Origin of the sequence: Ferrovibrio terrae (assembly GCF_943372915.1) — a bacterium.
GTDB classification, from domain to species: domain Bacteria; phylum Pseudomonadota; class Alphaproteobacteria; order Ferrovibrionales; family Ferrovibrionaceae; genus Ferrovibrio; species Ferrovibrio terrae_A.
Window position 1 is genome coordinate 19,067 of sequence record NZ_CALSAN010000024.1, and the last position, 17,611, is coordinate 36,677.

The window sequence follows — 17,611 nt, forward strand, 5'->3', positions numbered from 1 at the left end:
GCCAGCCGCGCGCTATCCGGGCTAGACAGTATCCCTCGATACTGCCCGCCCCCAGGATAGCGCCAAGGACTGCAACCATGAGCCACGACGCCCGCCTAGCCGCCCTCAAGATCGAGCTGCCCGCCCCCGCCGCGCCGGCCGCCAACTACGTCCCCACCGTGATCGCTGGCAACCTGCTGTTCGTCGCCGGCCAGATCACCATCTTCAACGGTGAAGTGCGCTATCTCGGCAAGCTGGGCGCTGGCATCGACATCGAGACCGGCAAGCAGGCGGCGCGCCTGTGCGGCCTCAACATCATCTCGCAGGCCCGCAATGCCCTGGGCGGCAGCCTCGACCGCATCAAGCGCTGCGCCAAGGTTGGCGGCTTCGTCAACTGCACGCCCGATTTCATCGATCATCCGCAGGTGATCAACGGCGCCTCCGACCTGATGGTGGATGTGTTCGGCGAGGCCGGCAAACATGCCCGTTTCGCTGTCGGCGCCGTATCGCTGCCGCGCGGCGTTGCTGTCGAAGTCGACGCCATCTTCGAAATCGCCTGAGCCGATGAGCGGCCCGATGGCCGGCATGGTCGCCGCCCGCCTGCATGCCAGCGGGCTGCACCTGCCTCCAGCGCCAACGCCGGTGGCCAGCTATGTCGGCTTCGTCACCGTCGGCAAACTGGTGCATGTCGCCGGTGTCGGCCCCACCTGGGGCCCCGAGATCCGCTATCGCGGCAAGGTCGGCGGCACGCTGAGCTTCGAGGATGGCTATGCCGCCGCCGCCCTCACCGCACTGAACCTGCTGGCGCATATGGAAGTCGCCTGCGGTGGCGACCTTGACCGCATTGCCTGCTGCGTCAAACTGCTGTGCCTGGTCAATGCGGTGCCCGATTTCATGGATGCACAGAAGGTCGCCAATGGCGCCACCGACCTGCTGACCGATCTGTTCGGCGTCGAGAACCGGCCGGCCCGCACCACGACGGCGTCGCCTTCGCTTCCCTTCGACATCGCCTTCGAGGCCGATGCCGTGTTTCTGCTGCACTGAGAGTTCCGCATGGCCCGCACCGACATTCCGAAATGGCTGACCAAGACCCCGGTGGCGCATCGCGGCCTGCATGACATCGCCAAGGGCGTGCCGGAAAACTCCCTGCTTGCCTTCCGCAAGGCGATGGAAGCCGGCTATGCCATCGAGACCGACGTGCGCATCACCGGTGACCAGCAGGTGGTGGTGTTCCACGATCCCGACCTCACGCGGCTCTGTGGCCGTGAGGGCATCGTCAACCGGATGCCGCTGGCCGAGCTGAAGACGCTGAAACTGCTGGGCACCGAGGAAACCGTGCCGAGCTTCCGCGACCTGCTCGATCTGGTGCAGGGCGCCGTGCCGCTGGTGGTCGAGATCAAGAAGGACAAGGGCGAGCCGGTCGGCACGCTGGAAACCAGCGTGGCCCGCATGTTGCAGCATTATCCCGGCCCGTTCGTGGTGCAGTCGTTCAATCCGCGTACCGTGAAATGGTTCGAGAAGAACGCGCCGCAGATCGTGCGCGGCCAGATCTCGACCGACCTTGCCAATATGACCAAGGGCCTGAGCTGGTTTACCAAGCTGCAGCTGAAACGCGCCCTGATGAATGGTTACGGCAACCCCGATTTCCTCGCCTATGACGTGCGCGACCTGCCATCGGAAATCACCGCGGCGGCACGGCGGCGCGGCCTGCCGCTGCTCAGCTGGACCGTGCGCACGCCGTCGGAACGGGCGCGCGCGGCCGCCCATGCCGACAATGTGATCTTCGAGGACCTGTCGACCCAGGCATGATTGTATTGGCATGACAGGCCGCACCGCCGGGGCAGCAAGCAAAATCACCATCCGCGCGCTGGCGCGGATCGCCGAGCTGCCGGCCGCGGCCTGGGACGCCTGTGCAGGCGACGAAAACCCTTTCGTCTGCTATGCCTTTCTCGATGCCCTGGAGCAATCGGGCTGCGTCACGCCACGCACCGGCTGGCAACCGACCCATCTGGTGGCCGAGGATGAATCCGGCGCGGTGATCGGCGCCCTGCCGCTCTACATCAAGGGGCACAGCCAGGGCGAATACATCTTCGATCACGGCTGGGCCGAGGGCTATGCGCGTGCCGGCGGACAGTATTATCCCAAGCTGCTGGCTGCCGTGCCCTTCTCGCCGGTCACCGGGCCGCGCTTCCTGGTGGCGCCGGGCCAGGATTTCCCCAGCGTGGCCGGCGCGCTGCTGCAGGGCGCCCGCGAGATCGTGAAACGCTACGGCCTCTCGTCCCTGCATGTGAATTTCCTCACCGAGTCCGAGGCCGGCTGGGCCGAGGGCAACGGCCTGCTGCTGCGCATCGGTGAGCAGTTCCATTGGCAAAATGACGGCTACGCCGATTTCGATGCCTTCCTGGCGCAGCTGGCCTCGCGCAAGCGCAAGGCGATCCGCAAGGAGCGCCGCGATGCTGTCGAGGTCGGCATCGAGATCCAGACGCTGCAGGGCTCCGCCCTGACCGATGAACACTGGGATGCGTTTTTCGACTTCTACATGGATACCGGCAGCCGCAAATGGGGCCGGCCGTATCTAAACCGCGATTTCTTCCGCCGCCTGCAGGCCAGCATGGCCGACCGTATCGTGCTGGTGATGGCGCAGCGCGCGGGCCGCTGGATCGCCGGTGCCTGGAACATGCTGGGCCGCGACACGCTCTATGGCCGCAACTGGGGCTGCATCGAGTATCATCCCTGCCTGCATTTCGAATGCTGCTATTACCAGGCCATCGACTATGCCATCCGGCATGGCCTCAGCCGCGTCGAGGCCGGCGCCCAGGGTGAGCACAAGCTGGCCCGCGGCTACCTGCCGGTGCCGATCCATTCGGTGCACTGGATGGCCGAACCGGCCTTCCAGACTGCCGTGGCCCGCTTCCTCAAGGAGGAACGCGCCTATATGACCGGCATGATCGCCGCCATGGACCAGCACTCACCCTTTCGTCAGGTGACGGCGCCCGAGGAAAGCGAATAGTCTGTGTGCCAGACCCGGGATAACATCGGGGCACAGGCAGGGAGGACGATGACATGGCGGGCACACCGCATGACGGCGGCTGCATTTTCTGCAAGATCGTGAAGGGCGAAGCGCCGAGCTTCAAGCTCTACGAGGACGACCACACCTTTGCCATCATGGATATCAATCCGTTCAACCACGGCCATGCGCTGGTGCTGAGCAAGGGCCATTTCCCCAACCTGTTCGAGGCGAGCGATGACAGCATCGCCGCGGTGGCCCGCACCGCCAAGAAGATCGCGGTGGCTGTCGCCGATGCCGTGACCAACGATGGCATCAATATCGTGCAGGCCAACGGGCCGGGTGCGGCCCAGTCGGTGCTGCATTACCACGTGCATGTGCTGCCGCGCCGTCTGGGCGACAATGCCAAGCTGAACTGGAGCCTGTCGCCGGGCGACCATGAAGCCATCGCGAAACTGGCTGCCGATATCAAGGCAAGACTGTAAGCTCTGACCATGCGAGTCAGATCGTGAAATCCAGGTATCTGCTGGTCCTGCCGCTGCTGCTGCTGGCGAGTCTGCCGGCCATGGCGGCCGAGGATTATGCCGCGCAATGCCAGGAACAGGCGCAGCGCGGCCTGACCAGCGCCTGTGAACAGGCGATTGCCGCCAATCCGCAGGATGCCGAGTTGCGCGCCCTGCTCGGCCATGCGCATTTCGCCAGCGGCGCCTATGCCGAGGGGCTGCAGGCCCTGCGGGCTGCTGTCACTGTCTCGGGCGGAGCCGCCGCCTATCGCTACCGCTTTGCCGGTTTTGCCGCACTGATCAACGAATACGCCCAGGCAGCCGAAGAACTGGAACTGGCCGTCATGACCGCACCCAATGATGTGAAGATCTGGACCCTGCTGGCCGACTGCTACCGCTATATGAAGAACGCGAAGCAGGCCCTGCGTGCCGGCCGGCAGGCCGCCGAACTGGGCGATCCGGCCGAAGCCTATATCCTCGCCTCGCGCTACAACAGCGGCGACGGCGTGGCCGTCGACCCGGAGGAGGAACTGCGCTGGCTGGAGCGGTCGGCCAAGGCCGGCTACGTCGCCGCCATGCTGGACCTGGCGCAGCTCTATGCCGATGGCCGCCCCGGCATTCCCGCCGATCCGGCAAAGCGCAAATACTGGAAAGACAAGGTGCGCAGCAAACTCAACTAGCGCTCAGCGCAGCTTGGGATTCAGCGCATCGCGCAGCCAGTCGCCCAGCACATTCACCGCCAGCACCAGCAGCACCAGGGTCATCGCCGGGAAGAAGGTGATCCACCATTCGCCGCTGAACAGGAAGCTCTGGCCGACACGGATCAGGGTGCCCAGCGACGGCTGCGTCGGCGGCACGCCAACGCCGAGGAAGCTGAGCGTCGCCTCCGACAGCACCGCCAGCGCCAGGCCGACGGTGGCCAGCACCAGCACCGGCCCCAGCGTATTCGGCAGCACATGGCGCAGCACGATAACCCAGGAAGGCTGGCCGATCACGCGGGCCGCCGAGACATAATCCTTGTGCCGCTCCACCAGCGCCGCCGAACGGGCGACGCGGGCAAATTGCGGCCAGTCGGCGATGCCGATTGCGAAGATCAGCACGAAAATGGCGATTTCATTGTGCAGCTCGCGCGGCAGCGCCGTGCGGGTGACGCCATCGATGGTCAGCGCGATCAGGATGCTGGGGATGGTGAGCTGCACATCGGCGGTGCGCATCACGGCCACATCCAGCCAGCCGCCGCGATAGCCGCAGAGCACGCCGATCAGGGTGCCGAACACGGCGGCGAAGGCAATCGCGGCGAAGCCGACCAGCAGTGAGATACGGCTGCCATACAGGATGGTGGACAGCAGGTCGCGGCCCTGGTCGTCGGTGCCGAGCAGATAGGGCATCTTGCCCTCGTCGGTCCAGGCCGGCGCGGTGAAGGCATCCATCAGTTTCAGGGCACCCGGATCGAAGGGATTGAACGGCGCCACCAGCGGGGCAAACACCGCCGCCAGGATGATAACCACGGCCACCACGGCGGCGATCACCACCGATGGCGAGCTGCGGAAGCTGAAGGCCAGGTCGCTGTCATACCAGCGGCGCAGCATGGCAAGGGGTGTATTCATGGGGGGCGTGCTCATGTTGCCTTCCCCGCCGCCTTGGCACGATCCACCCTCAGGCGTGGATCGATCACGAAATAGGCCAGATCGACCATCAGGTTGAGCACCACGAACATCGCACCCACCAGCACCAGATAGGCCGCCATCACCGGGATATCGGCAAAGCCGACCGCCTGGATGAACAACAGCCCCATCCCCGGCCACTGGAACACCGTTTCGGTGACGATGGAAAAGGCAATCAGGCCGCCGATCTGCAGGCCAACGATGGTGACAACCGGCATCATGGTGTTCTTCAGCGCGTGGCGGAAATGCACGACGCGGTTGCTGAGGCCGCGGGCACGGGCGAATTTGATATAATCGGTGCGCAGCACTTCCATCATCTCGGTGCGCACCAGGCGCAGCACCAGGGTAAGCTGGTACAGGCTGAGCGTGATCGCCGGCATGATGATGGCGGCCCAGCCCGATTTGGTCAGGAAACCGGTGGTCCACCAGCCGAGCGACACCACCTGCCCGCGCCCGAAGCTGGGCAGCAAGTCGAACTGTACCGACAGCAGGTAGATCAGGCCGATGCCGATGACGAAGGTGGGCAACGACACGCCGACGAGGCTGGTGGTCAGCACCACGCGGCTGAACCAGCTGTCACGCCGCAGCGCCGTATAGACACCCAGCGGCAGGCCAATGACCAGCGAGGCCAGCGCCGAAAGGAAAACCAGTTCCAGGGTGGCCGGCAGGCGTTCCTGGATCAGCGCCGCCACCGGACGCTTCATGCGGTAGGACAGACCGAAATTGCCCTGCACCGCATTGCCGAGGAAACGGGCGAACTGTACCGGCGCGGGATCGTCGAGACCCAGCTGGTCGCGCAGCTCCTGGCGGTCCGTGGTCGTGGCTTCCTGCCCGACCATGTTGTTGATCGGGTCGCCGACGTAATTGAACAAAAGGAAAGCGACCAGAGCGACAGCCAGCATGACCGCCAGCGCCTGCGCCAGTCGTCCGACAATGTAACCGAGCATGGGGCCTGTACTTGCAATAAGACTCCGCCGCCCCGGTGTGATCCGGGGCGGCGGCGCGTGTTACTTCATCTTGGCGAAGTGGAAGCGCGGCACGTTGTCCGCGATGATCGGCATATCCAGCTTTTCGCTCATCGCCCAGTTCAGCACCTGGTGATGCAGCGGCAGGTAGATCACCTCGTCGTTGATGATGTTCCAGGAGTCGGCGATCAGCTTGTCACGCTTGGCCTGGTCCAGCTCGCTGAGCATGCCGTTGAACATGGCATCCAGCTTGGGGTTCGAGTAGTTGGTGAAGTTCCAGCTGCCGTTCTTGCCATCCGGGGTCTGCACCAGATACGAGAAGACATAGTGGCTGTCGAAGGTGGGCACGCCCCAGCCGAGCAGGAAGAAGCTGGTATCCTTCTTCTGCAGCTTGGGGAAATGCAGGGTCTTCGACTGGGCGGCCAGATCGACCTTGATGCCGGCCTGGGCCAGCATGCCGACCACGGCCTGGCAGACGCCCTCGTCGTTCACATAGCGGTCGTTCGAGCAGTCCAGCTTGACGCCGAAGCCATTCGGATAACCCGCATCCTTCAGCAGGGCCTTGGCCTTGTTGACGTCATACGGCAGGCGCTTGTCGATGGCGGTGTTGTAGCCATGCACACCCGGCGAGGTGATCATGCCGGCCACCACGGCATCGCCGCGCATCACCTTCTGGGCGATCGCCTGCATGTCGATGGCATGATACATCGCCTGCCGCACGCGCTTGTCGGCGAAGGGATTCTTGCCCTTGACGTCGGAATACTTCAGTTCAGCGCTGCCGACATCGAGACCGAGGAAGATCGAGCGGATCTCGTTGGTCTTCTTCACCTGCAGGCCCGGCGAGCGCTTGACGCGCTCCACGTCCTGCACCGGCACGTCGAGCACGAAGTCGAGCTGGCCCGAGAGCAGCGCGGCGACGCGGGTGGCCGGCGTGGTGACCGGGGTATAGACGATCTCGTCGATGTTATGCGGGTTGTCCTTGAGGCCCCACCAGGTCGGATTGCGCACCATCACCGTGCGCACATCCTGCTCGCGCTGCTTCAGCATGAACGGGCCGGTGCCGTTGGTGTTGCGCACCGCGAAGGTCTCTTCCTTGTCCTTGTAGGACTGCGGATTGACCACGTTGTTCTTTTCCGCCCAGGCCTTGGACAGGATGAAGATATTGGCGATCTGGTTCGGCAGGATCGGATTGGCGCCGTTGGTCTCGACATGCACGGTATGCGAGTCGACCTTCTTCACGTCCTTCACCGAGGCGATGTAGGTCTTGAAGTCGGACGCGGGATGCTGCGCGCGCTTGACCGAGAAGACCACGTCATCGGCGGTGAAGTCGGCGCCGTCATGGAACTTCACGCCCTGGCGCAGCTTGAATTCCCAGGTGGTGTCGTTGACGGCCTTCCACGAGGTGGCCAGTGCGGGGACGAATTTCAGATCGGCGCTGTAGCCGACCAGGCCTTCATAGGTCTGGAAGCTGCCGGTGCGGGTCAGGCCCTCGTTCTGGCTATGCGGGTCCATGGTGAGGTAGTCGCCCTGGCTGGCCCAGCGCAGCACCTTGCCCTGTGCCAGCGCCGGCGCGGCAGCCAGCGGCAGTGCCAGGGCGAGCGCGCCAGCCAGCAAAGCGGTCTTCAAACGGAATGCGGCCATTGAAAGCCTCCTGTTTATCGTTTTTTCAATCGGGCACAGAACGTGCCGGTTCGCCGGGATGCGGGCTGGAGGTCCAACCCGCATCCGCATGCGAACACTGTAGTTTTATGGGAATTTTATGTCTACGGACTCGCGGCCAGTGACGTAGCGTCAAAGGCTAATGCGCGTATTCAGGTACCTTGCCATCCGGGGCACCGTCGGCAGGGCCACCCTTGGCGCCCTTTTCGGCAGTGAACTCGAAGGCCAGCTTGTCGTCCTCGACCTTCACAAGCACGTGACCGCCCTTCACCAGCGCCCCGAACAGCAGCTCGTCGGCCAGCGGTTTCTTGATGTGCTCCTGGATCACCCGGCCGAGCGGACGCGCGCCATAGAGCTTGTCGTAACCGCGCTCGGCCAGCCAGGCACGAGCCTCGTCGGTCAGGGCCACGGTCACATTGCGGTCGGCCAGCTGGCCTTCCAGCTGGGCGACGAACTTGTCGACCACCTTGTAGATGACATCGGGCGACAGGGACGCAAACGGGATCACCGCATCCAGACGGTTGCGGAATTCCGGCGTGAACATCTTCTTGATCGCCTCCTCGTCCTCGCCTTCCTTCATGTCGCGGCCAAACCCGATGGCATTCTTCGACATTTCAGACGCGCCGGCATTGGTGGTCATGATCAGCACGACGTTGCGGAAATCGACATGCTTGCCGTTGTTGTCGGTCAGCTTGCCGTGGTCCATCACCTGCAACAGGATGTTGAACAGGTCGCCATGGGCCTTCTCGATCTCGTCGAGCAGCAGCACGCAATGCGGATGCTGGTCGACCGCATCGGTCAGCAGGCCACCCTGGTCGAACCCGACATAGCCCGGCGGCGCGCCGATCAGGCGGCTGACGCTGTGGCGTTCCATGTATTCCGACATGTCGAAGCGGATCAGCTCGACGCCCATGATGGTGGCGAGCTGACGCGCGACCTCGGTCTTGCCGACGCCGGTGGGGCCCGAGAACAGGTAATTGCCGATCGGCTTTTCCGGCTCGCGCAGGCCGGCGCGGGCCAGCTTGATCGCGCTGGACAGGGCTTCTATGGCCTTGTCCTGGCCATAGACCACCCGCTGCAGGTCACCCTCGAGATTGCGGAGCGACTCCTTGTCCTCGCGCGACACCGACTTGGGCGGAATGCGGGCGATCTTGGCGACGATGGCCTCGATCTCCTTCACGCCGATGGTCTTGCGACGCTTGCTTTCCGGCTTCATCAGTTCGGCAGCACCCACCTCGTCGATCACGTCGATCGCCTTGTCGGGCAGCTTGCGGTCGTTGATGTACTTGGCGGCCAGTTCGACCGCGGCCTTGATCGCATCCTCGGTGTAGCGCACGCCGTGATGCTGCTCGTAATAGCCCTTGATGCCCTTGATGATCTTGATCGCATCGGGGATCGACGGCTCGTTCACATCGATCTTCTGGAAGCGGCGCAGCAGGGCGCGATCCTTCTCGATGTAGGACCTGAACTCTTTGTAAGTCGTTGAACCGATGCAGCGCAGCGCGCCCGAAGCCAGCGCCGGCTTGAGCAGGTTGGAGGCATCCATGGCGCCGCCCGAGGTGGCACCGGCACCGATCACGGTATGCATCTCGTCAATGAACAGGATCGAACCGGGCTGACCCTCCAGCTCCTGCATCACCTGCTTGAGGCGCTCCTCGAAATCGCCGCGATAGCGGGTACCAGCCAGCAGGCTGCCCATGTCGAGCGCAAAGATGGTGGAGTCTTTCAGGATCTCCGGCACTTCGCCGCGCACGATGCGGCGCGCCAGGCCCTCGGCAATCGCCGTCTTGCCCACGCCGGGATCGCCGACATAGAGCGGGTTGTTCTTGGTGCGACGGCACAGGATCTGGATGGTGCGCTCGATCTCGGCCTCGCGGCCGATCAGGGCGTCGATCTTGCCGGCCTTGGCCTTCTCGTTGAGGTTGACGCAGTAGGCGCTGAGCGCCTCCTTGTCCTTGCCGGCATTGCGGTCGGTGCGCTCGCGCTCGCCGCGGTCGGCCCGTTCGGCGCGCTGCTCCACATCGCTGTCGGCACCACGCACGGGGCGGCGGTCGCCGCGGCCCGGGGCCTTGGCCACGCCATGGCTGATATAGCTGACCGCATCCAGGCGGGTCATGTCCTGCTCCTGCAGGAAATGCACGGCATGGCTTTCGCGCTCGGAGAAGATCGCCACCAGCACATTGGCGCCGGTCACTTCCTCGCGGCCCGAGGACTGCACATGGAACAGGGCGCGCTGCACGGCGCGCTGGAAACTCAGGGTCGGCTTGGCATCCTGCGGGATGCTGACCACCAGGCCACGCAGTTCCTCGTCGATGAAGGTGCCGACGCGCTGGCGCAGCTTCTCGACATCGACATTGCAGGCGCGCAGCACGGCGATGGCATCCTGGTCTTCGGTCAGGGCGAAGAGCAGATGTTCCAGCGTGGCGAATTCGTGTTTCTTGGCACCGGCGAGCGACAGGGCGCGGTGCAGGGTCTGTTCAAGCGTGCGGGAGAAAGATGCCATTCGTAGAAAGCCTCCCTCAGTCGCGTTCCATAGTGCATTGCAGCGGGTGCTGATGCTGGCGCGCGAAATCGATCACCTGGGTTACTTTGGTCTCAGCCACTTCGTAGGTAAAGACACCACAGATGCCGACGCCCTTCTGGTGGACATGCAGCATGATGCGGGTGGCATCCTCGCGCGCCTTGTTGAAAAAACGCTCAAGCACATGCACGACGAACTCCATCGGCGTGTAGTCGTCGTTCAACAACAGCACTTTGTACATGGGCGGCTTCTGCGTCTTCGGCCGGGTCTTGGTGACCACGCCGACCTCGGTGCGCCCGCGCCCGTCACGTCCATCCCGTTCGCTCATGCCTCAGACCCAGTCACTGACTGCGGCACCGGAAAACAATTGGTGCACGGAACGATGATATGGCTTCACCGGTTAAAATTACCAGTAGGCTTCGGACAAAAAAAGAGCCCGGTTTTGCAACCGGGCTCCAGAACGCACTCTGCTGGGGAGGAAACTGTAGCGGCAATCCGCTGTTTACGCGGCCAGCGGCTTGACGAACTTCTCAACCGAGGCCTGGACCTGGGCATTGATCGGGGCGAAGGCATCCTGCGCCACCTTGGTGGCAACTTCGCTCATCTTGGTGGTGTAGGCCGAATAGGCCTCGAAGGCGTTCTTGGCGAAGCCATTCTGCAGCTCGATCAGCTCCTGAAGGGTCTTGGCACCCATCATCGCCTTGGCGGCAGAAATCTGGTCTTCGATCTGGGTCTTGGTGAAGGCCATCGCTTCCGCGTTGATGGTCTCCATACCCTTGGTGGCGACATTGCCGGCAGTCACGCAGGCATCGACCTGCTCCTTGCCCATCTTGGCGATGTCTTCAAAACGATCCTTGCTCATCGAGAAAGCCTTCTCGAGCGCTTCGGTGCCGGTGGCGATAGCCTTCTCGACCTGCTCCTTGGACGCATAGATCGCGGCCTCAAAGGGGTTGCCGGTGAGGGCTTCGGTTTCGGTTCCGTCGATCTTCTTCTTGGTAGCCATGGGTGCTGTCCTTGCTGTGTCCGGGTTTGTAACGGTGCCAGAGCCGCCTGCATGGGACGGCGAAACTTTGCGCAAATGGTGCGCTGCAACACCCTAAACTTAAGAGCGAGCACTCGCTTCGTCAATAGAAAAATGGTGCGCTGCACAATAATTTTGTGCAGCGCACCAGAATCGGCGGAAAATCAGAGCAAATCAGCTTAATTGAACAGGATGCCCTGGCTGTAGCGCAGCCCGTTCTTGGCGACAATGTAGCGATGCGGCGGGCTGAACGGCTGGCCGCCCCGCCGCTCAAGCAGCAGGCTGTAGGGCGGCAGCGGCACCTCATAGGGCTCAATCGGCTTCTCGGCGGTCCGGTCAAACGGCGCCAGCGCCTTCAGCAGTGGCACGGCCATGCGGTCGAACTCCGGCGAGGGCCAGGCCCAGGCGTGGAAATGGAACTGCCCGTCCCGGCAGGCACTGGCGGTCCAGTAGAAAGTGTCTCCCCGGAGGAACAGCCCTTCGGGCGCCGGCGCCTCGAAACCGGTGGCGGTGACGGCCGCCTTCAACTGGTCGAATTCCGCCGGGGTCAGCCGGTAGAGCGCCTGCTCGCCGCGCCATGGCGCCAGCGGATCGGTCAGGAGCACCTTGTTGAGGTAGCCCCGGCCCATCACCCGGGCCTCCAGCATGGCACCGCCATCGGGCTGGGCCGAGATGTCATAGCTGCGCTGCTGGTCCTCCTGGCGGGCGTTGTACACCAGGCGATAGCGCGCGGGCTGCCCGGCGGCGCAGCTGCGCACCATGTCGTCGCCGCCGACATAGCGGTCCCAGGTCAGATTGCGCTGAACCGGGTTGTCGGTCGGCCCCTGGGAAGCGCAGGCGGCCAGCCCGGCCCCGACTCCGAGGACAAGTGTAAACGCCAAGACTTTGTTAAAGCTGTTCGTCATAGTCTGCGATTTCCTGCGTTTCGGCTGAACGGCACGGTGAATCCATGGAGATTCAACTTGTTAGTGAACAATACGCTGGACAAGTGGGGCGTCTGGTTAATATCCTTCTCCCGATTCGCGGCCTGGGGGGCACCCGGTCGTCACCCGCAGTCAGGGCATCCGAGGTAAGGCATAATGAAGCGAACTGATATGGCCAAGGGGCGGACTCTGTCGGCCATTGTAACAATCTGTTTCACCCTTCTGTTCCTGGTCTTTGCCGCTGCCCCGGCGGAAGCCGGTCCCTATTCTGCCATCGTGGTCGATGCCGATACCGGCCGCGTGCTGCACGCCCAGGATGCCGATGCCCCGCGCTATCCGGCGTCGCTGACCAAGATGATGACCCTGTACATGGCCTTCGACGCCCTGAAAGAGGGCCGTCTGAAGATGGACCAGCGCCTGACCGTCTCCCAGCACGCCGCCGCCCAGCCCTATGGTATCGCACTGCGGGCCGGCCAGACCATAACCGTGCGCGACGCGATTCTGGCTTCCATCACAAAGTCGGCGAACAATGCCGCCACCGTGCTGGGTGAAGCCATCGGCGGCAGCGAAAAGCAGTTCGCCGCCATGATGACCCGCCGGGCCCAGCAGCTCGGCATGCACAACACCGTGTTCCAGAATGCCTCTGGCCTGCCCAACACCAAGCAGAAGAGCACGGCCCGCGACATGGCCACCCTGGGCATCGCGCTGATCAAGAACCACAAGCCCTACTACACCTATTTCTCGACAGCCCAGTTCGAGTGGCAGGACCAGCCCATTCGCAACCACAACCACATGCTGACGCGCTATGAAGGCGCCGACGGCATCAAGACCGGCTTCATCGCCGCCTCGGGCTTCAACCTGGTGGCCTCGGCCAAGCGCGACGGCCGCCGCATCGTGGCCGTGGTCTATGGCGGCACCAGTGTGGTCGCCCGCGACAACCGCATGATCCAGTTGCTGGATATCGGCTTCGAGAAGATCGAGAACGGTGCCGACAGCAATGCCCCGCTGATGGTCGAGGGCCCGAAGCCGAACCACGGCCTGGGCTTGATCTCCAGCGCCGAAGCCGCCACCCCGGCACCGACCTCGGCCAAGGCCAGGCAGATCAAGAAAGCCACCAAGGCCGCCGCTCCGGCCGCCAATCCGCCGGCCGGCGAATGGGCCGTCCAGCTGGGCGCCTTCAAGCAGGCCGCCGCCGCCGAGAAGCTGCTCGACCGGGTGCGCAACAAGGCACCGGAAGCCGAGCCGCTGGTCGATGCCGTCGATGCCGGCAAGGTCACGCTCTATCGCGCCCGCCTCACCGGCCTGACCCAGACCGCCGCCCGCCAGACCTGCGAGCAGCTCAAGCGCGAGAAGATGACCTGCTCGGTGGTTTCGCCCGACGCCTGAGCGATATCCGCTTTCCAGTCTTCCAACGCCGCGGTGACCGCCATCACCGCGGCGATTTCATTTTCGACCCAGAATCCCTACAGTTTCCCGGCACTTCCCCGGCGGCCAGCAGTGCCGTGCCACAGCGAATCCCAATCCTATGACCTCTCCCAACCTCCAGCGCCGTCATCGGAAAACCCTGGCTTATGTTCTGGCGGTTTCGGCCTTCGCCGGGGCGATTTATGGCGGTGTCATCACCTACATTCTCGCTTATGCCGAGCCGCATGAACTGCTGGAAGACATCATCCGCGGCATACTCCGTGGCATATTCACCGGCCTGATGATCGGCGGCCTGATCGGCTGGTTCGACATCTTCCTGGTCAACACCGGCCGGGCACGGCTGCGCCGGCTGCCCTTCCTGTGGCTGATCCTGCTCAAGGGGATCTATTACAGCGGCGCCATCCTGGGCAGCATCTGGCTGGGCGGACAATTGTTCAGGATCGACGGCGACCCGGGCACCGGCTTCAACCGCACAACCATCATCACGGTCATCTTCGCCCTGATCTTCAGCACGATCTTCTCGTTCATGATGGAGATGTCGCAGCTGCTCGGGCCGGGCGTGCTGCGCGACGTGCTGCGCGGCCGTTATCACCACCCGCGCCGGGAAAAACGCCTGTTCGTCTTCTTCGACATGCGCGGCTCGACCGCCATCGCCGAGCGGATCGGGGACCTGGCCTTTCACCGCCTGCTCAACCGGTTCTTTTCCGATCTTACCGAACCGGTGCTGAGCTGGCGCGGCGTGATCCACAAATATGTCGGCGACGAGATGATCGTGACCTGGCCGCTGGACGGCAGCCGGGACTCCTCGGGCGCCTTTGCCGCCGTAGCCGAGGCCCATGCCCGGCTGGACAGCCTGCGTGAGGACTATCTGCACGAATTCGGCGTTGCCCCGCAATTCCGCGCCGTGCTGCATGCCGGCGAGGTGGTGACCGGCGAAATGGGTGAAGTGAAGCGGGAAATCGTCCTGCTGGGCGATACGATCAACACCACGTCCCGCATCGAACAGCTCGCCAAAAGCCTGCCCGAACACGCCACCATCGCCTCGGCCGAAGCGATTGCGGCCACCCCGCTGCCGCCGGGTCTTACCGCAGCCCCGCTGGGGCAGTTCTCGCTCCCGGGCAAAAGCACTGCTATAAACCTGTTCGCCGTCTCCTAATTTGCCATCTTCCAGGCAACAAAAAAGTTTGAGGAAATGCCCGTCTTTGCGCTGCTGACAAGCTGCTGTCGGTTGGCTATTTTTGCCTCCGCCCGAAGCCCTGATTTGCCGTCCCGCACTGCGGATGGCATGGCATCCCGCCCCTTGGTTGCTTCCCTCTGTCTGGTCGCCCAGACCGACAGGACGGCATAACCAAAAGAGGATCGAGGGTGATGCCCCTATCTAATCCAAGCATGGCTTTTGTGGCCTTCCGTGTCCTGCTGCCGTTCGCCTGCGGCTATTTCATGTCTTACCTGTTCCGCAGCGTGAATGCGGTAATCGCGCCGAACCTGCAGCGCGACCTCGGCATCGGCGCCGCCGATCTCGGTACCCTGACGGCGGCCTACTTCGTCACCTTCTCGCTGTTCCAGCTGCCGCTCGGCATCCTGCTCGACCGCTTCGGCCCACGCCGGGTACAGGCCTGCCTGCTGCTCTCGGCGGCCCTGGGCGCCGTGGTGTTTGCCATCGGCAGTGGCCTGACCCATCTGGTGATCGGCCGCGCCCTGGTTGGCCTGGGCGTCGCCGGCGGCCTGATGTCGGCGATGAAGGCCATCGCCCTCTGGCTGCCGAAAGAACGCTGGGCGCTGGCCAATGGCGTGTTCATGACGGCCGGGGGCCTCGGCGCACTGGCCGCCACCCTGCCGGTCGAGCTGGCGCTGGAGCACTATCACTGGACGGCGCTGTTCTGGGGCCTGGCGACCCTGACCCTCATCGCGTCCACCCTGATCTTCTTCGTCGTGCCCGAACGGGAAGCGGCACCGACCGCGACCACCAGCCTGGGCCAGCAACTGCGCGAATGCGGCCAGTTCCTGATGGATGCGCGGTTCTGGCGCATTGCGCCGGTGTCGATGATGGGCATGGCCAGCGGCATGTCGATCCAGGGCCTGTGGGCCGGGCCCTATCTGCGCGATGTCGGCGGGCTGGACCGTGCCGCCACCGCCCAGGTGCTGTTCATTGTCGCTGCCGCACTCACGGCCGGCTTCACGCTCACCGGCATCGCCGCCGACCGGCTGCAGCGCCGCGGGATCCCGCTGGGCCGCACTATGGTGTGGGGCGTGGTGTTCTATGCCGGCGTGCTCGCCGTGCTGGCCGGTGGCTGGACGCCGACCAACCCGCTGCTGTGGATCGCCTTCGGAATCCTGAGCAACACCACCGTGCTGGCCTATCCGATCCTGAGCGGGCAGTTCACGCCTGAACAGGCCGGACGGGTCAATACGCTGCTGAACGGCGTGGTGTTCGGCTTCACCTTCTTCGCCCAGGCCGGCATGGGCTGGCTGATCGCGCTGTGGCCGCGCGGCGACAACGGCAACTATCCGCTGCAGGCCTATCAGTGGACTTTCGGACTGGCGATGGTGCTGCTGCTGCTGGCGCTGGGCTGGTATCTGGCACCGCGCCGCAAAACCTGACCTTACGCGACCGGCGGGCGGCCGACCGAGTAATAGCGGAAGCCCGCCTGCTTCATCTCGGCCGGCTTGTAGATGTTGCGCAGATCGACCAGCACCGGCTGGCGCAGCAGGGTCTTGAGCCGGTCGAGATCCAGCGCGCGGAACTGGTTCCATTCGGTGATGATCACCAGGGCGTCGGCGCCGGTGGCCGCCTCATAGCCGTCGCCGCACCAGACCACGTCCTTCAGCAGCTTCTTCGCCTCATGCATGCCTTCGGGATCGAAGGCGCGGATGGTGGCGCCGGCCGCCTGCAGCGCCGGCAGGATCTCCAGGCTGGGGCTGTCGCGCATGTCGTCGGTTTCCGGCTTGAAGGTCAGACCGAGCACGGCAATCGTCTTGCCCTTCACGGAACCACCGCAGGCCGCGATCACCTTGTCGGCCATATGGCTCTTGCGCTTGTCGTTGACCTCGATGACGGTCTCGACAATGCGCAGCGGCGCCGCAAACTTGCGGCCGGTCGCTGCCAGGGCATTGGTGTCCTTCGGGAAGCATGAGCCGCCATAGCCGGGGCCGGCATGCAGGAACTTGCCGCCGATGCGGCCGTCCAGGCCGATGCCGCGTGCCACATCCTGCACGTTCACATTCACCTTCTCGCACAGATCGGCGATCTCGTTGATGAAGGTGATCTTGGTCGCCAGGAAGGCGTTCGCCGCATACTTGATCAGCTCGGCGGTTTCCAGCGCGGTGAACAGGATCGGCGTTTCGTTGATATAAAGCGGCCGGTACAGGGCCCGCAGCAGCTCCTTGGCGCGGTCGCTGCCGGCGCCGCAGACCACGCGGTCGGGCCGCATGAAGTCCTCGATGGCGGCACCCTCGCGCAGGAATTCCGGATTGGAGGCTACCTCGAACTCGGCATCGGGGCGGGTTTCGCGGATAATGCGTTCGACCTCGCGGCCGGTGCCCACCGGCACGGTCGACTTGGTCACCACCAGCGTATAGTGGGTCATCGCCTCGGCGATTTCCTTGGCGGCGGCATAGACGTAGGACAGGTCGGCTTCGCCATCGCCGCGGCGCGAGGGCGTGCCGACGGCGATAAAGACCGCATCGGCATTGCCGACCGCGGCCTTGATATCCTGGGTGAACGACAAGCGGCCGGCCTTGACGTTGCGCGCCACCAGATCTTCCAGCCCGGGCTCGAAGATCGGGCTTTCGCCACGCAGCAGGCTGTTGATGCGCTCGGGGTTCTTGTCGACGCAGACGACGCTGTGGCCGAATTCGGAGAAACAGGTTCCGGACACCAGGCCAACATAGCCGGTGCCGATCATGGCTACGCGCATTCTCTACCCCCCGGCACCATGGCCGTC

The 17,611-nt window shown here is 64.1% G+C and carries 17 protein-coding genes; 9 read left to right on the forward strand and 8 right to left on the reverse strand.

Annotated features, from left to right (window positions below):
• Positions 1 to 77 precede the first annotated feature (77 nt).
• The 6 genes from AAG821_RS15945 to AAG821_RS15970 are packed head-to-tail and all read left to right on the forward strand — an operon-like array spanning position 78 to position 4,169.
• Positions 78 to 539 (forward strand): RidA family protein, encoded by a 462-nt coding sequence (locus tag AAG821_RS15945; RefSeq protein ID WP_341898306.1) that lies wholly within the window; start codon positions 78 to 80, stop codon positions 537 to 539.
• Positions 460 to 1,023: a RidA family protein gene (locus tag AAG821_RS15950; RefSeq protein WP_341914624.1), complete on the forward strand. Its 564-nt coding sequence runs from the start codon at positions 460 to 462 to the stop codon at positions 1,021 to 1,023. Before AAG821_RS15945 ends, AAG821_RS15950 begins: the two co-directional genes overlap by 80 nt.
• Positions 1,024 to 1,032: 9 nt before the next feature.
• A complete protein-coding gene (locus AAG821_RS15955; protein ID WP_341914622.1) occupies positions 1,033 to 1,788 on the forward strand; it encodes a glycerophosphodiester phosphodiesterase in 756 nt (251 codons plus the stop codon).
• 10 nt (positions 1,789 to 1,798) lie between these two features.
• Positions 1,799 to 2,989 (forward strand): GNAT family N-acetyltransferase, encoded by a 1,191-nt coding sequence (locus AAG821_RS15960; protein ID WP_341916340.1) that lies wholly within the window; start codon positions 1,799 to 1,801, stop codon positions 2,987 to 2,989.
• A 53-nt stretch (positions 2,990 to 3,042) separates the two neighbouring features.
• On the forward strand, positions 3,043 to 3,471 hold the full coding sequence (locus AAG821_RS15965; RefSeq protein ID WP_341914942.1) for an HIT family protein: 429 nt from the start codon (positions 3,043 to 3,045) through the stop codon (positions 3,469 to 3,471).
• 23 nt (positions 3,472 to 3,494) lie between these two features.
• Positions 3,495 to 4,169 (forward strand): hypothetical protein, encoded by a 675-nt coding sequence (locus AAG821_RS15970; RefSeq protein WP_341914944.1) that lies wholly within the window; start codon positions 3,495 to 3,497, stop codon positions 4,167 to 4,169.
• 3 nt (positions 4,170 to 4,172) lie between these two features.
• On the opposite strand, the gene AAG821_RS15975 is transcribed toward AAG821_RS15970, so the two are convergent.
• The 7 genes from AAG821_RS15975 to AAG821_RS16005 all read right to left on the reverse strand — a co-directional run bounded on the left by AAG821_RS15975 (position 4,173) and on the right by AAG821_RS16005 (position 12,224).
• Positions 4,173 to 5,111, reverse strand: coding sequence for an ABC transporter permease (locus AAG821_RS15975; protein ID WP_341914946.1), 939 nt, complete (start codon positions 5,109 to 5,111; stop codon positions 4,173 to 4,175).
• Positions 5,108 to 6,100, reverse strand: coding sequence for an ABC transporter permease (locus AAG821_RS15980; protein ID WP_341914948.1), 993 nt, complete (start codon positions 6,098 to 6,100; stop codon positions 5,108 to 5,110). Before AAG821_RS15980 ends, AAG821_RS15975 begins: the two co-directional genes overlap by 4 nt.
• A 60-nt stretch (positions 6,101 to 6,160) precedes the next feature.
• Entirely contained in the window at positions 6,161 to 7,759 is a 1,599-nt protein-coding gene (locus tag AAG821_RS15985; RefSeq protein WP_341914950.1) for an ABC transporter substrate-binding protein, read from the reverse strand.
• Between the two features lie 157 nt (positions 7,760 to 7,916).
• A complete protein-coding gene (gene clpA / locus AAG821_RS15990; RefSeq protein ID WP_341914951.1) occupies positions 7,917 to 10,280 on the reverse strand; it encodes an ATP-dependent Clp protease ATP-binding subunit ClpA in 2,364 nt (787 codons plus the stop codon).
• A gap of 16 nt (positions 10,281 to 10,296) precedes the next feature.
• Complete coding sequence (clpS, locus tag AAG821_RS15995) at positions 10,297 to 10,626, reverse strand: ATP-dependent Clp protease adapter ClpS (protein ID WP_341914953.1); 330 nt, start codon at positions 10,624 to 10,626, stop codon at positions 10,297 to 10,299.
• A gap of 174 nt (positions 10,627 to 10,800) precedes the next feature.
• Positions 10,801 to 11,301: a phasin family protein gene (locus AAG821_RS16000; RefSeq protein ID WP_341914955.1), complete on the reverse strand. Its 501-nt coding sequence runs from the start codon at positions 11,299 to 11,301 to the stop codon at positions 10,801 to 10,803.
• A gap of 197 nt (positions 11,302 to 11,498) precedes the next feature.
• Positions 11,499 to 12,224 (reverse strand): hypothetical protein, encoded by a 726-nt coding sequence (locus AAG821_RS16005; protein WP_341914957.1) that lies wholly within the window; start codon positions 12,222 to 12,224, stop codon positions 11,499 to 11,501.
• Between the two features lie 174 nt (positions 12,225 to 12,398).
• Here AAG821_RS16005 and AAG821_RS16010 point away from each other — a divergent pair, with 174 nt between their 5' ends.
• The 3 genes from AAG821_RS16010 (at position 12,399) to AAG821_RS16020 (ending at position 16,268) form a co-directional block, all read left to right on the forward strand.
• Positions 12,399 to 13,628 carry a D-alanyl-D-alanine carboxypeptidase gene (locus tag AAG821_RS16010; RefSeq protein WP_341914959.1) on the forward strand — a complete coding sequence of 410 codons (1,230 nt, stop codon included), beginning with the start codon at positions 12,399 to 12,401 and terminating at the stop codon, positions 13,626 to 13,628.
• Between the two features lie 139 nt (positions 13,629 to 13,767).
• On the forward strand, positions 13,768 to 14,823 hold the full coding sequence (locus AAG821_RS16015) for an adenylate/guanylate cyclase domain-containing protein (RefSeq protein WP_341914962.1): 1,056 nt from the start codon (positions 13,768 to 13,770) through the stop codon (positions 14,821 to 14,823).
• Between the two features lie 233 nt (positions 14,824 to 15,056).
• Positions 15,057 to 16,268 carry an MFS transporter gene (locus tag AAG821_RS16020; protein ID WP_341914964.1) on the forward strand — a complete coding sequence of 404 codons (1,212 nt, stop codon included), beginning with the start codon at positions 15,057 to 15,059 and terminating at the stop codon, positions 16,266 to 16,268.
• Between the two features lie 2 nt (positions 16,269 to 16,270).
• On the opposite strand, the gene AAG821_RS16025 is transcribed toward AAG821_RS16020, so the two are convergent.
• On the reverse strand, positions 16,271 to 17,584 hold the full coding sequence (locus AAG821_RS16025) for a UDP-glucose/GDP-mannose dehydrogenase family protein (protein WP_341914966.1): 1,314 nt from the start codon (positions 17,582 to 17,584) through the stop codon (positions 16,271 to 16,273).
• Positions 17,585 to 17,611: the final 27 nt, after the last annotated feature.

Coding starts and splice junctions, on each gene's coding strand:
- AAG821_RS15945 (WP_341898306.1), top strand. CDS start 78: ATGAGCCACGACGCCCGCCTAGCCGCCCTCAAGATCGAGCTGCCCGCC.
- clpS (WP_341914953.1), bottom strand. CDS start 10,626: ATGAGCGAACGGGATGGACGTGACGGGCGCGGGCGCACCGAGGTCGGC.
- AAG821_RS16015 (WP_341914962.1), top strand. CDS start 13,768: ATGACCTCTCCCAACCTCCAGCGCCGTCATCGGAAAACCCTGGCTTAT.
- AAG821_RS15960 (WP_341916340.1), top strand. CDS start 1,799: ATGACAGGCCGCACCGCCGGGGCAGCAAGCAAAATCACCATCCGCGCG.
- AAG821_RS16025 (WP_341914966.1), bottom strand. CDS start 17,584: ATGCGCGTAGCCATGATCGGCACCGGCTATGTTGGCCTGGTGTCCGGA.
- AAG821_RS15965 (WP_341914942.1), top strand. CDS start 3,043: ATGGCGGGCACACCGCATGACGGCGGCTGCATTTTCTGCAAGATCGTG.
- AAG821_RS15985 (WP_341914950.1), bottom strand. CDS start 7,759: ATGGCCGCATTCCGTTTGAAGACCGCTTTGCTGGCTGGCGCGCTCGCC.
- AAG821_RS15975 (WP_341914946.1), bottom strand. CDS start 5,111: ATGAGCACGCCCCCCATGAATACACCCCTTGCCATGCTGCGCCGCTGG.
- AAG821_RS16020 (WP_341914964.1), top strand. CDS start 15,057: ATGGCTTTTGTGGCCTTCCGTGTCCTGCTGCCGTTCGCCTGCGGCTAT.
- AAG821_RS16005 (WP_341914957.1), bottom strand. CDS start 12,224: ATGACGAACAGCTTTAACAAAGTCTTGGCGTTTACACTTGTCCTCGGA.
- AAG821_RS15955 (WP_341914622.1), top strand. CDS start 1,033: ATGGCCCGCACCGACATTCCGAAATGGCTGACCAAGACCCCGGTGGCG.
- AAG821_RS15950 (WP_341914624.1), top strand. CDS start 460: ATGCCCGTTTCGCTGTCGGCGCCGTATCGCTGCCGCGCGGCGTTGCTG.
- AAG821_RS16010 (WP_341914959.1), top strand. CDS start 12,399: ATGAAGCGAACTGATATGGCCAAGGGGCGGACTCTGTCGGCCATTGTA.
- AAG821_RS15980 (WP_341914948.1), bottom strand. CDS start 6,100: ATGCTCGGTTACATTGTCGGACGACTGGCGCAGGCGCTGGCGGTCATG.
- AAG821_RS16000 (WP_341914955.1), bottom strand. CDS start 11,301: ATGGCTACCAAGAAGAAGATCGACGGAACCGAAACCGAAGCCCTCACC.
- clpA (WP_341914951.1), bottom strand. CDS start 10,280: ATGGCATCTTTCTCCCGCACGCTTGAACAGACCCTGCACCGCGCCCTG.